Consider the following 12,836-nt stretch of genomic DNA (forward strand, 5'->3'; position numbering starts at 1 on the left):
GCGATAGCATTGAAGCTAACAGCGTGATATTGATCGCACAAGAGCCTCTTAAGAGAAATTTATTCATCTTATGGTTGAATCCTTTCGTCCCCTGCGCGGGGCCAGTAATCCTCACATCCAGACGTTGTTACCACGGCTGGTGCGCCGTCATGCAAAACTCAAACCTCACTGGCAAAGACTCGATACGCCGGACGGAGATTTTCTCGATTTAGCCTGGAGCGAAGACCCCGAACAGGCGCGTGATAAACCGCGCATGATCTTGTTTCACGGACTGGAAGGCAGTTTCTACAGCCCTTACGCCCATGGCTTATTGCAGGCGTGGAAAGACAAAGGCTGGCTCGGCGTCGTGATGCATTTTCGCGGATGCAGCGGCGAACCGAATAAACTTCAGCGGATTTATCATTCCGGCGAAACCGAAGATGCACGTTTTTTCATTCGCTGGCTCAATGAAACCTATGGCGAAGTGCCGACCGGCGCGGTAGGCGTCTCGCTAGGGGGTAATATGCTGGCCTGTTATCTCGGGCAGGAAGGTGAAAACTGTACGCTTAGAGCGGCGGTTGTGGTGTCTGCGCCGCTGATGCTTGAGCCGTGCGCTTACCGGCTGGAGCGCGGTTCATCGCGCATTTATCAGCGATACCTTCTCGATCAGCTCAAAGGCAATGCTTCGCGCAAACTGGCGAAATATCCGGGCACGTTGCCAGTGACGCTGGCGCAGCTGAAATCCATGCGCCGCATTCGTGAATTTGACGATGCTATCACTTCAAAGGCGCACGGGTTTACCGACGCGCTGGATTATTACCGCCGTTGCAGCGGTCTGCCGTTGCTGTCGCAGGTCAGAACGCCGCTGCTGATTATCCATGCCAAAGACGACCCATTTATGACGCCGGAAGTGATCCCGAAAGCAGAGGATTTGCCGGCTTGCGTGGAATATCAGTTAACTGAACATGGCGGACATGTCGGTTTCGTCTCCGGCAGCTTACGTCATCCGCAAATGTGGCTGGAACAGCGCATTCCGGCCTGGATCGCCCCGTTTTTAGAAACAAAGACAAAGGAACCAACAAAGTGATTATTCCCTGGCAGGAACTGGACGCCGAACTGCTCACCAGCGTGGTGGAATCCTTCGTATTGCGCGAAGGCACCGATTATGGCGAGCAGGAGCGATCTCTGGAACAGAAAGTCGACGACGTAAAACGTCAGCTGAAAAGTGGCGAGATCGTGCTGGTCTGGTCAGAACTGCATGAAACGCTGAACATTATGCCGCGCGGTCAGTTCCGCGCCGGACAGGAAGAAAACCCGCAGGACTGGTAAACACGATCATAAAATGGATTTGGACAGCCTGTCCCTCAGCGAATAATTATGGTAACAATGGGATTAATTATGCGCTTTGTTTCCGCCTACCCTGAATGACCTGAAGGGCAATATGGCGTGACGTTTAAGGAGTAAGCCCGACTATGTCAGCAAAACATCCTGTTATAGCAGTTACCGGCTCCAGCGGAGCAGGCACCACCACCACCAGCCTGGCATTTCGTAAAATATTTCAGCAGCTTGGCCTGCGTGCGGCTGAGCTGGAAGGCGACAGCTTTCACCATTTCACCCGCCCTGAAATGGATGCGGCAATCCGCAAAGCCCGTGACCTCGGGCGTCACATCAGCTATTTCGGACCGGAAGCCAACGACTTTGGTCTGCTGGAAAAAAGTTTTATCGAATACGGTAAAACCGGTACCGGTCGTTCGCGCAAGTATCTGCATACTTATGACGAAGCGGTTCCCTACAATCAGGTGCCGGGCACCTTTACGCCGTGGCAGGCGCTGCCGGAACCGACTGACATTTTGTTCTACGAAGGCCTGCACGGCGGCGTTGTCGCAGACAAAATTGACGTTGCCGCGCAGGTTGATTTACTGGTCGGCGTGGTGCCCATCGTTAACCTTGAATGGATTCAGAAACTGGTGCGCGATACCGGCGAGCGCGGACATTCCCGCGAAGCAGTGATGGATTCTGTGGTGCGTTCGATGGATGACTACATCAGTTACATCACGCCGCAGTTCTCGCGCACGCACATCAACTTCCAGCGCGTACCGACAATCGATACTTCCAACCCTTTTGCCGCTAAAGCCATTCCTTCACTGGATGAAAGCTTTGTGGTGATCCACTTCCAGGGGCTGGATGACATTGATTTCCCGTATCTGCTGGCGATGTTGCAGGGTTCGTTTATCTCGCACATCAAAACGCTGGTGGTGCCGGGTGGAAAAATGGGGCTGGCGATGGAACTGATTATGGCGCCGCTGGTGCAGCGCCTGATGGAAGGGAAAAAGATCGAGTAACGGACTCAGGCGTCGTTCATCAGCAACTGACGGATAAACCCGACATGCAGCGCGACGCCAGTCTGTAACGCCTCTTCATCGAGACGAAAACGCGGATTATGTACGCCGTAAGTCGCGCCAATTTTTTCATTCCCGCTGCCAATAAACAGAAAACACCCCGGCACTTTTTGCTGGTAGGAAGAGAAATCCTCTCCGCCAAACAGCGGCTGAGTAACTTCGCGCAGCGCCTGCGGTCCCAGCGTTTTTTCAATCACCTGACGCGCTATCGCACAGGCCTCAGGATGGTTGTCACCGTTCACATAGCCGCGTGTCCAGCGCAGTTCGTATGTTGCGCCATGCGCTGCAGTAATTCCGGAAATGATCTGCTCCATCACCTGCGGCACCTGTTCGCGCACGTTGCTGTGATGCGTCCGCAGCGTTCCGGCGAGCTTCACCCGCTCCGGGATCACGTTATAACTTTCGCCCGTCTGGAAGGTTGCGATAGTCAGCACCGGCACCTGAAGCGGATCAATACGGCGCGCCACAACGTTTTGCAGTGCGGTGACGACTTCCGCGCCGATCACCACCGGATCGATACACAAATGCGGCATAGAACCGTGGCCGCCTTTGCCGGTAATGGTGATGTCGAAATTATCCGTTGAGGCACAGAATACCCCCTCTTTCAGCCCCACTTCACCGGTCGGAGAATTAGGCATCACGTGCAGGCCAAAGATTTTCTCAACGCCATCCAGCACGCCTAAATCCACCAGTTCCTGCGCCCCGCCCGGTGGCACTTCTTCGGCATGCTGGAAGATAAACCGCACAGAACCATGCAACTCAGACTGACATTGGGTCAGCACTTTTGCCGCACCCAGCAACATTGCGGTGTGAGCATCATGACCACAGGCGTGCATCACGCCGGGGACCGTTGAGCAGAAAGGTTCATCGTTCTCCTCCTGAATCGGCAGGGCATCGATATCCGCCCGCAGCGCATATACCGGCCCCGGATGCGCCCCTTTCAGATCGGCAATCACGCTGTTGGGCGTCAGATGTGTCAGGGTCAGACCGCCGAAACTTTCCAGTTGCTGAGTAATGTACGCCGCCGTTTTATGCTCCTGAAAAGAGAGTTCAGGATGGGCATGAATATGTCTGCGCCAGCGCAGGACGTCCGCTTTGACTTCAGCCAGCATTGCTTCGAAATTAAAAGTCATCACTCTTCTCCTCAGTTAAGCCACATCGCGCATTGGCGCACGAGGTTTTATTGCCAGCGGCAGGATAGCCAGACCGGCCACCCCCATCGCCAGCGCCAGAAATACAAATGTAGAAAGGTAACCGTGGCTGGCGGTGATGAGATATCCCATCGCAATCGGCGCCACAAATCCGCCGAGAGTCCCGCCGGTATTAATGATCCCCATCGCCGCGCCCATGACGTCAGAAGGCAGGCGTTTCATCGGCAGCGTAAAGACGGTCACAAAGGACGCCATCAGGAAAACGTAGCCGAGGAACAGGAACAACCCGGCGGTAACCGCCGATGCCGACGTAAACACCAGCCAGATACACAACGCACTGAGCAGTGCGCAGCAGAAAATCACTTTCGGCTCTTTGCCCTGCATATAGCGTCCGACCAGCCAGCCGGTTGCCAGTGAAGAAATCCAGATACCCAGCCCGCCGGTCGCGACCACCATGCCTGACACGTCGAGTGACATACCGCGCTGCTGGACCAGATATTTTGGCAACCACGCCATCAGGCCGTAAGACGGAATGTTGATGCAGAAAATTGAGACAAACAGCAGCAGGACAATCGGGTTTTTCAGCAACTCCCGATAACCAGTTTTCGCGCCGGTACGGGCTTGTGCTTCCGGCGGATTGGGCACAAAAATCACAATCGCTACGGCGATGGCAAAAGCCAGCAATCCGAGAATGGAGAACGATCCGCGCCAGCCAAGATGATCCAGGCTGTAAACCGCAATCAGCGGTCCGGCAGTCATCGCCAGTCCGGCGGAAGACAGCAAAATCGACTGCGCAAAGGTTCGCTTCTCAACTGCGAAATTAGACACTACGGCTTTGGCGCAGGACGCAGGATAGCCGGAATGGCCGACGCCGGAGAGAAACCGGAACGTGACCAGTAATCCCAGGCTGAGGCCCAGCGTTCCGAAACACAGCGCGAAGCCGCCCAGCAAGAACAGCGACATGCCGAGCACTTTTTTGTAGCCGAACCGGTCATTCAGCCAGCCCGCAGGGATCTGAAACAGCGAATAGGCCAGGAAGAAAATGCCGGTGATATACCCCAGCTGTTCAGGTTGCAGATTAAATTCGCGCTCGATGGGCAGCAGCGCAAAGCCCATCACTGTTTTATCGATATACACCACGGCATAACCGACAAATAGCAGGAAGATCATCAGGGAACGACTTTTCATAGCGGATATCCCTTTTTGTTATCACCACGTCAGATTTTCTCACTGCCGGATGAATCGTAAAATGCGACATGCATCACGTAATCAACTGAATAACAACATATTATTTTTCGCGATCCTGACGCTATCAGCTTTACAGCGTGACCATAAGATGCAATTTTTGGGCGGGTGATGCTTTTTACTGATAGGGATCGTGATGCGCTATTTGCCGAAATTGCAGCAACTGAAGGTATTCCAGCAGGTTATCCGCAGCGGCAGTATTCGCGGCGCGGCGCGGGCGTTGAATCAGTCACAACCGGCGGTCAGCAGAACATTGCGTGAACTGGAACAAACGCTCGATACGCAGCTGATCGTGCGTGGCAATCAGGGGATGACGCTGACCGAAACGGGGCGGGCATTTGCACAGCGTATGCAATTTATCCTCGAAGAGCTTGAGCGCGCCGCCGATGAAATTCGCCAGATCGAACAATATTCGCAGGGCTCCGTCGCCATTGGATTTTCATCGCTGCTGGCGCTGACGGTTTTTCCCGGACTGGCAGGAGAATTTAAGACGCAGTTTCCGCAGTCCAAACTGCTGATCAAAGAAGGGCAACTTTCCACGTTATTACCTGCACTGCGCGAAGGGAAACTGGATTTCGCGGTCGGTACCGCCGGGCCGGGATTTCCGCTGGAAGATCTGGTACGTGAGCCACTGTTCAGCGCACCTTTCTGCGTTATCGCCCGGCGTGGACATCCGCTGGCAGGCTCCACAACTCTGGAGGAATTACAGGATGCGCGCTGGCTGTTGCCCGAAACGGATATGGGGTATTACCAGCAAATCAGGGTATCGATGGGAGGATTTCATCAGCCGGCAGCGGAAATGCCGGTGCATACAGATTCGGTGGTGTGCGGGCTAAATATGGTGTTGCAGTCTGATTATCTGACCATTGTGGCGCGGGCGATGAAAGCGCCGTTCGGATTGCAGGACAGGCTGAGTGTGCTCAATATCGATACCCTGCCGCAGGCGGAATATTGCGTGCTTTACTCGCAAAAATCGCCGCTGACGTTTGCCGCGCGGCGATTTTTGGATTTATTGCGCAGCCAGTGCCACGCGTATGACTGGTCGTAACTTATTCGACGCTGATCACTTCAAAGCTGTGCGTGATGGTCGCCGCTTTGCCGAGCATCAGGGACACAGAGCAGTACTTTTCCGCAGACAGGCTAACGGCACGTTCGACAATCTTATCGGTGAGATCTTTACCGGTGACGATAAAATGCAGATTGATGTGCGTGAACAGGCGCGGCGCTTCTTCGCGGCGTTGTGAGGTCAGCTTGACTTCACAATCACGCACGTCATTACGGCCTTTTTGCAAAATAGACACCACATCAATCGCGCTGCAACCGCCTGCGGACATCAGCAGCATTTCCATCGGGCTGGGTGCTTTATCGCCCGCATTACCATCCATAGAAATCTGGTGGCCTGACGCTGACTCGCCTAAAAACGTCAGCCCTTCTACCCATTTTACGCGTGCGTGCATGAACTATTCTCCCGGTGAATAAACTCGTCGAATTCCGCTCCCAGAGTACCCTTTCACCTAAAATCTGGCAACGTAACCCGATCGCCATCATGCTGAAGCGAGACAACAGAAGACAGCATTGCAAACCTGTGCTACAAACAAAGCCGAAACATACTTTCCAGTGAATTGCGGTGACGGTTTTCGCGGTTTAAGAACAGAACCCACGGTGATAACGGCAATAATCAGGCTGTTTCACTCCGACACCCGCTTGCAGCATTTCTGGGGAGTTATATGCTGAAAGGGCGCTTTTTTTATGAAGTGCCGTACAGGGAACTCTGAGCCCTGTGATTTTGGGCAGCGATAACAACAGAGGATAATAGCAAATGGTTCTCGGCAAGCCACAAACAGACCCGACTCTTGAATGGTTCCTGTCTCACTGTCATATACATAAGTATCCTTCTAAAAGTACGCTGATTCACCAGGGTGAAAAAGCCGAAACGCTTTACTACATCGTGAAAGGGTCAGTTGCTGTCCTTATCAAGGATGAAGAAGGCAAAGAAATGATACTGTCCTACCTTAACCAAGGTGACTTCATCGGCGAGCTGGGACTCTTCGAAGAAGGTCAGGAACGTAGTGCGTGGGTTCGTGCAAAAACTGCCTGTGAAGTGGCTGAAATTTCTTATAAAAAATTCCGCCAGCTGATTCAGGTTAACCCGGATATTCTGATGCGTCTTTCCGCGCAGATGGCAAACCGTCTGCAAGTGACGTCAGAGAAAGTCGGCAACCTGGCCTTCCTCGACGTAACAGGGCGTATCGCTCAAACTCTCCTTAATCTGGCTAAACAGCCTGATGCGATGACCCATCCGGACGGGATGCAAATCAAGATCACCCGTCAGGAAATCGGCCAAATCGTCGGTTGTTCACGTGAAACAGTCGGACGTATTCTCAAAATGCTTGAAGATCAAAGTCTGATCTCGGCACACGGTAAAACGATTGTCGTTTACGGCACACGTTAATCCCTTAAAAATCGGCGCGGCAGAATACTGTCGCGCCTTTTTTATGGGCTAAGCTTTATCCATGACGCTATGGCGAAGACTGTTTTACCATCCGGAAGTTAACTACGCGCTGCGCCAGACGCTGGTGTTGTGCCTGCCCGTTGGTATCTGCTGGTTGTTCGGCAATCTGCAAATGGGGCTGCTGTTCTCTCTTTGTCCTGCCTGCTGCAACGTCGCGGGCCTCGATACTCCGCATAAACGCTTTTTCAAACGCCTGATAATTGGCGGAACGCTCTTTGCCGTGAGCAGCATTCTGTTGCAAGTGATGCTGGAAAGCTGGCACATTCCCCTGCCGCTCATCATGTTGTCGCTGGCATTACTGCTTGGCGTGACCGGCGAAATCAGCCCGTTGCATGCGCGGCTGTTGCCCGGCGCGCTGGTGGCGACCATCTTTACACTGAGTATGGTCGGCGTTCGCCCGATATGGCAGGCGCCGGTGCTTTTCGCCGCCGGTACGGCCTGGTACGGATTATTTAACTGGGCGTGGTTTCGCATATCGGAAGAACAGCCGATGCGCGAAACGCTCAGCCAGCTCTATCTGCAACTCGCGGATTACTTCGAAGCTAAATACAGCCTGCTGACGCAACACACCGATCCTGAAACCGCGTTACCCCCGTTGCTGACGCGCCAGCAGCAGGTCATCGACCTGATTGCCCTGCTCTATCAGCAACTGCACATGCTGCCGCAACACGGCCATCATCATCACCATAAAAGACTGTTTCAGCGTTTTCAGGTCGCGCTTGATTTGCAGGAGCACATCACGGTGAGCCTGCATCAGCCGGAAGAAGTGCAGAAGCTGGTGGAAGAAAGCCACGCCGAAGCGGTTATCCGCCGTAATGCGCAGGTGATTTCCGCCCGTCTGCGGGTCATCGCCGACGACATTCTTTATCACCGTTTATCCGCGCGGTTTACGATGGCCAACGAGCTGGCCGCGCTGGAGAAAATCGCCGCGCGCAATCCTGAGAACCCGGTCGGCCAGTTTTGCTACTACCACTTCAGCCGCATTGCACGCCTGCTGCGGACACAGCGCCCGTTGTACAAACGTGACCTGATGAACACTCAGCCGCGTTTACCCTTCTGGCCTGCGCTGAAAAGCTATCTTTCCTTCAAATCTGTCGCCCTGCGCAATGCCGCCCGTCTGGGGATCATTCTGGCGATTGGCAGCAGCCTGGGGCTGTTCTTTAATCTGCCCAAGCCCTACTGGATTTTGCTGACCATCATGCTGGTCAGCCAGAACGGTTATAACGCCACGCGCGTGCGTATCCAGCACCGTGCGCTGGGCACGCTGGCCGGATTGCTGATTGCCGCCGGATTGCTGAAGCTGGAATTACCCGAAGGCATCACGCTGATGTGTATGCTGATCGTCACGCTGGTGTCGTATACCGTGCTGCGTAAAAACTACGGGCTGGCGATGGTCGGCATGACCGTGACGGCGGTATATACCCTGCAACTGCTGGCGATGAACGGCGTGCATTTTCTGGTACCGCGGCTGGTGGATACGCTGATCGGCTGCGCCCTGGCGTTCGGCGGCACCATCTGGCTGTGGCCGCAATGGCAAAGCGGATTACTGCGCCAGAATGCGCACCAGGCGCTGGAAACCTTTCAGGATGCTATCCGCTTACTGCTTGAGGAAAATCCGGATACCTCGAAGCTTGCCTACACCCGCATGCAGGTCAATCAGGCGCACAACAAGCTTTTCACGTCACTGAATCAGGCCATGCAGGAGCCCGGCTTTAACTCGCATTATCTGGCGGATATGCGCCTGTGGGTGACGCACAGCCAGTTCATTGTCGAGCACATCAACGCAATGACCATTCTCGCCCGCGAGCATTACATGCTGCCGGAGAAACTGGCGACGGAGTATTTACAGACCTGTGAAATTGCGTTGCAAAGTTGTCAGCAGCGACTGCTTTATGACGGGCCGGGCAATGAGAACACGCTGATCAATGCACCGGAACTGCATCCTGATATGCCCCTGACCGAGATGGAACGCCACCTGCGGCGTGTGATTTCACATCTCAGCGTGATGCATACTATTTCGTCACTGGCGTGGAAGCAGAGGCCACATCATGGGATCTGGTTGACGCGGAAGGCGTGAAGGGGAATGCCCCTTTCAAATCCCCGTTTTACTGGCTTGCAGCCAGACTGCTTTTTAAAGCTAATCGGAGAATATTTCGGTTTCTCAAGTACGGGGATCACTTAACGCGCTGCGCCGAAACCGCCCAAAGGAAGAAAGTGCTTTTCCTCCTTTGGATTCCTCCTCGCTTTTTCAACACGCGCTCCGCTCGCTGGCTATGTTTCAGCAACCGCTGCGACAGGCTGGAAATCTTGCCGCTGCGCGGTTCCCTCTCCCGGTCCTGAAGCCCTGGGTCTTCAGGCCGCTCCGTTCGGCAAGATTTCTGAATCGCCCGCAGGATCTCAAATTCAACGGCAGACTGTTTTTTATCTTTTAGATAAGTTGATTGGCGTGCTCAAAAATGGCACCGAATGAACGGTTCGAGACCAGAGGCTCGAAGCCTGAAATTCGGGAATCGCTTAGCGATGACATTTTGCGCCACCCACGAATGCACCAGCACATGTCCGTCATGCCTGCGGCAGCGCGCAGTAAAAAAGCGAGGGGAGTGCAGAGGGGAAAAGCCTTTCCCCTCTGCTCGGTTTCGGCGCACAAGGCCTTGTGATAACCGTTATTGAAAAACCGAAATTTACTCAGTCAGTTGCAAAGATAGGGCCGTGGGGCTCACCCCCCACAAACTTTCCCCACCGCTTTCTCAAACCTTTCCATCCCCTCTTCAATATCCGCGAAGTCGATAACAAGCGAGGGCGCAAACCGCATGACGTTCGGTCCGGCGACCAGCATCATCAGGCCGAATTCGGCGGCGGCGGCATGGAATTCGCCTGCACGATTTTTAAACGCGTCGGAAAGCTCAGCGCCAATCAGCAAACCCTGACCGCGGAACTCGCTGAAGATGTGATATTTCTGATTGATGGCCTCCAGCGCGCTGATAAATTTCTCGCGACGCTCGTTGATACCGGCCAGCACGTCTGGCGTATTGATGATATCCAGTGCGGCTTCAGCGACGGCGCAGGCCAGCGGGTTACCGCCGTAAGTGGTGCCGTGTTTGCCCGGTTCCATCACCGAGGCCACTTCTTCGGTTGCCAGCATGGCGGAAACCGGGAAGCCGCCGCCCAGCGCTTTGGCGGTGGTCAGGATATCCGGCGTCACGCCGTAATGCATATAGCTGAACAACTTACCGCTGCGCCCCATGCCGCTTTGTACTTCGTCCAGTACCAGCAGCGCATTATGTTTATCGCAAAGCTCGCGCAGCCCTTGCAGGAACTCTTTAGTGGCCGGAGTGACTCCGCCTTCACCCTGAACGGGTTCGACAACGATCGCACAGGTGTGATCGTCGATGACCGCTTTTACCGCGTCCAGATCGTTAAACGGCACGTGGACAATGTCAGCCGGTTTCGGGCCGAAGCCGTCGGAATATTTTGGCTGACCGCCGACAGAAACGGTAAACAATGTGCGGCCATGGAAAGCGTTATGGAAAGCAATGATCTTACTTTTGTACGGGCTGTGGCGATGGGAAGCGTAATAACGCGCCAGTTTAAAAGCAGCTTCATTGGCTTCAGCGCCGGAGTTGGCAAAAAATACGCGGTCTGCAAAGGTCGCGTCGATCAGCTTCTGAGCCAGTCGCAGCGCGGGTTCGTTGGTAAACACGTTGCTGACATGCCACAGGGTTTCGCCCTGTTCGTGTAACGCTTTTACCAGTGCCGGATGGCAATGCCCGAGCGCCGTCACCGCGATACCACCGGCGAAATCAACGTATTCGGTGCCCTGCTGATCCCAGACACGACTGCCTTTACCTTTAACAGGAATAAATTTCGCAGGTGAATAAACCGGCAAAATCACTTTGTCGAACGTACCCCGATCTACCGCTGATTTTTCTGCCATAACCCTTCGCCCTTACTGATAGTGATGTGAAAATATAATCATAAAATATGCATAAAAAATCACACACAGGCAAACAGAAATCGCACCTGATGGGTAAGTAATTTTTGCAGCGATGTTAACGAGGAATTAAACGGTTAGATTTTAAGGAAATTATCCAGAAGCTGATGCCCCTGCTCGCTCAGAATGCTTTCCGGGTGAAACTGCACCCCGTGCAGCGGCAAGGTTTTGTGCATGATGCCCATGATTTCATCGCGCTCGCCGTCGCGCTCTGTCCAGGCGGTGACGTCAAAACAGTCCGGCAGCGTTTCGGGCGCCACCACCAGCGAATGGTAGCGGGTGACAGTCAGCGGATTATTCAGCCCGGTAAATACGCTCTGGCCGGTATGTCGCACCGGCGATGTTTTACCGTGGATAGCCTGACGCGCCCGCACGATTTTCGCGCCGAACGCCTGCGCCATGGCCTGATGCCCGAGGCACACGCCGAGGATCGGCAAACGGGTGGAGAAATGCGTGATGGCTTGCAGGGAAATACCCGCCTGATCCGGTGTGCAGGGGCCGGGAGAAATCACCAGATGCGACGGAGCAAGTTGCTCTATATCGGTCAGCGTCAGCTGATCGTTACGCAGCACTTTCACCTCAGCGCCCAGCTCGCAAAAATATTGATAAAGGTTGTAGGTGAAGGAGTCGTAGTTGTCGATCAGCAGCAGCATAGCGTTCCCGGTAAAAGTCAAAAATTTACCGGGCAATTCTACGCATTTTTCAGCACAGGCTTCAGTATTTTGTCGCTCTGATCTTGCGCATCAATGTTCGTCATCGATTTCACTGATCACTTCATTGAAGATGGCGACCAGATCGGTTTCATCACCAAACACCGCCGTTTTATTGGCGGACAGCCAGCGTTCACGGCTGATGCTGGACCAGTCGATGTCATACCCGGCGTGGATAACCAGCTGCTCGACAAAAATCCTCAACACCCGCCCGTTGCCCTCGCGAAAAGGATGCAACAAATTCAGGCCGGTATAATAGTGAGCCAGCCGCTCGGCAAGCTTATCCAGCGGTAAACCGACCAGAAACTCCTCTTCCTCAAGCTCCTGCATCAGGGCGTTGCCTTCATTTTCGATATAGCCGAAATGGCAGAACTGGGTATCGTCCTTGTAGATGTCGATCTCACGAAACTCCCCTGCCCACGGATAAATATCCTGAAAGAGCGACAGGTGAATGGCACACAGATGTGGCAAGCCCATAACCGCCGGGCCGAGTGGCATCGCCGCCGCCCGTAACGCCGTAAAGGCCAGTTCAGCCTGTTGCAGCCGGTGAGCTTCACGGATATCGAGAGAGTTTTTCAGGACATTGATGCCGGGATAATAATAAGGATCCGCACCGTCCACGAGTTTATCGTTCATAGTGCCCCCTCAGTTCGGCCAGACGTTGTGCGATTTTCTCGTTATCCAGAGACACGACTTCGACCTCCAGGCCATCCAGCGCGCTGCTGGCCTGAAAATTCTGCCGCTGACGTTCGCGAAAGAGTTTTTCCTGCTGTCTGAGTGTCAGTTTCTTCGCCATATTTCCTCCCTGGTTACCGCCATTCGGGCGCATACCTTGTGGGATTAAGTATA

General features: G+C 54.0%; 13 protein-coding genes. 6 read left to right on the forward strand and 7 right to left on the reverse strand.

Annotated features, from left to right (window positions below; translation table 11 throughout):
* The first annotated feature begins 70 nt into the window (after positions 1-70).
* The 3 genes from ACJY2G_RS15210 to ACJY2G_RS15220 all read left to right on the forward strand — a co-directional run bounded on the left by ACJY2G_RS15210 (position 71) and on the right by ACJY2G_RS15220 (position 2,321).
* Positions 71-1,066: a hydrolase gene (locus ACJY2G_RS15210; RefSeq protein ID WP_439291903.1), complete on the forward strand. Its 996-nt coding sequence runs from the start codon at positions 71-73 to the stop codon at positions 1,064-1,066.
* A complete protein-coding gene (locus ACJY2G_RS15215) occupies positions 1,063-1,308 on the forward strand; it encodes a YheU family protein (protein WP_112288607.1) in 246 nt (81 codons plus the stop codon). The genes ACJY2G_RS15210 and ACJY2G_RS15215 overlap by 4 nt, the downstream gene beginning before the upstream one ends.
* Before the next feature lie 143 nt (positions 1,309-1,451).
* The gene (locus ACJY2G_RS15220) at positions 1,452-2,321 is read left to right on the forward strand and encodes a phosphoribulokinase (protein ID WP_112288608.1); all 870 of its coding nucleotides are present in this window, start codon (positions 1,452-1,454) and stop codon (positions 2,319-2,321) included.
* Between the two features lie 5 nt (positions 2,322-2,326).
* Here the strand turns inward: ACJY2G_RS15220 and ACJY2G_RS15225 are convergent, their stop codons facing one another.
* Both ACJY2G_RS15225 and ACJY2G_RS15230 read right to left on the reverse strand, forming a co-directional pair.
* Complete coding sequence (locus ACJY2G_RS15225) at positions 2,327-3,511, reverse strand: amidohydrolase (RefSeq protein WP_095923781.1); 1,185 nt, start codon at positions 3,509-3,511, stop codon at positions 2,327-2,329.
* Between the two features lie 15 nt (positions 3,512-3,526).
* A complete protein-coding gene (locus ACJY2G_RS15230; RefSeq protein WP_430320398.1) occupies positions 3,527-4,717 on the reverse strand; it encodes an MFS transporter in 1,191 nt (396 codons plus the stop codon).
* Positions 4,718-4,910: 193 nt separating this feature from the next.
* Here ACJY2G_RS15230 and ACJY2G_RS15235 point away from each other — a divergent pair, with 193 nt between their 5' ends.
* Positions 4,911-5,822, forward strand: coding sequence for a LysR substrate-binding domain-containing protein (locus tag ACJY2G_RS15235; protein WP_129637642.1), 912 nt, complete (start codon positions 4,911-4,913; stop codon positions 5,820-5,822).
* Position 5,823: 1 nt separating this feature from the next.
* Here ACJY2G_RS15235 and ACJY2G_RS15240 read toward each other — a convergent pair whose 3' ends face one another.
* Positions 5,824-6,231, reverse strand: a complete 408-nt coding sequence (locus ACJY2G_RS15240) for an OsmC family protein (protein WP_112288612.1) — start codon at positions 6,229-6,231, stop codon at positions 5,824-5,826.
* A 362-nt stretch (positions 6,232-6,593) separates the two neighbouring features.
* Here ACJY2G_RS15240 and crp point away from each other — a divergent pair, with 362 nt between their 5' ends.
* Positions 6,594-7,226: a cAMP-activated global transcriptional regulator CRP gene (gene crp, locus ACJY2G_RS15245; RefSeq protein ID WP_013573634.1), complete on the forward strand. Its 633-nt coding sequence runs from the start codon at positions 6,594-6,596 to the stop codon at positions 7,224-7,226.
* 61 nt (positions 7,227-7,287) lie between these two features.
* On the forward strand, positions 7,288-9,363 hold the full coding sequence (locus tag ACJY2G_RS15250; RefSeq protein ID WP_430320399.1) for a YccS/YhfK family putative transporter: 2,076 nt from the start codon (positions 7,288-7,290) through the stop codon (positions 9,361-9,363).
* Positions 9,364-10,002: 639 nt separating this feature from the next.
* Here the strand turns inward: ACJY2G_RS15250 and argD are convergent.
* The 4 genes from argD to ACJY2G_RS15270 all read right to left on the reverse strand — a co-directional run bounded on the left by argD (position 10,003) and on the right by ACJY2G_RS15270 (position 12,783).
* A complete protein-coding gene (gene argD, locus ACJY2G_RS15255; protein ID WP_430320400.1) occupies positions 10,003-11,220 on the reverse strand; it encodes a bifunctional acetylornithine/succinyldiaminopimelate transaminase in 1,218 nt (405 codons plus the stop codon).
* Between the two features lie 134 nt (positions 11,221-11,354).
* The gene (locus ACJY2G_RS15260; protein ID WP_159281917.1) at positions 11,355-11,930 is read right to left on the reverse strand and encodes an aminodeoxychorismate synthase component II; all 576 of its coding nucleotides are present in this window, start codon (positions 11,928-11,930) and stop codon (positions 11,355-11,357) included.
* 90 nt (positions 11,931-12,020) lie between these two features.
* Positions 12,021-12,623, reverse strand: a complete 603-nt coding sequence (locus tag ACJY2G_RS15265; protein WP_113877171.1) for a putative adenosine monophosphate-protein transferase Fic — start codon at positions 12,621-12,623, stop codon at positions 12,021-12,023.
* Positions 12,613-12,783, reverse strand: a complete 171-nt coding sequence (locus tag ACJY2G_RS15270) for a YhfG family protein (protein ID WP_112288617.1) — start codon at positions 12,781-12,783, stop codon at positions 12,613-12,615. The genes ACJY2G_RS15265 and ACJY2G_RS15270 overlap by 11 nt, the downstream gene beginning before the upstream one ends.
* Positions 12,784-12,836: the final 53 nt, after the last annotated feature.

Origin of the sequence: Rahnella sp. ATs2 (assembly GCF_051851855.1) — a bacterium.
GTDB classification, from domain to species: domain Bacteria; phylum Pseudomonadota; class Gammaproteobacteria; order Enterobacterales; family Enterobacteriaceae; genus Rahnella; species Rahnella variigena.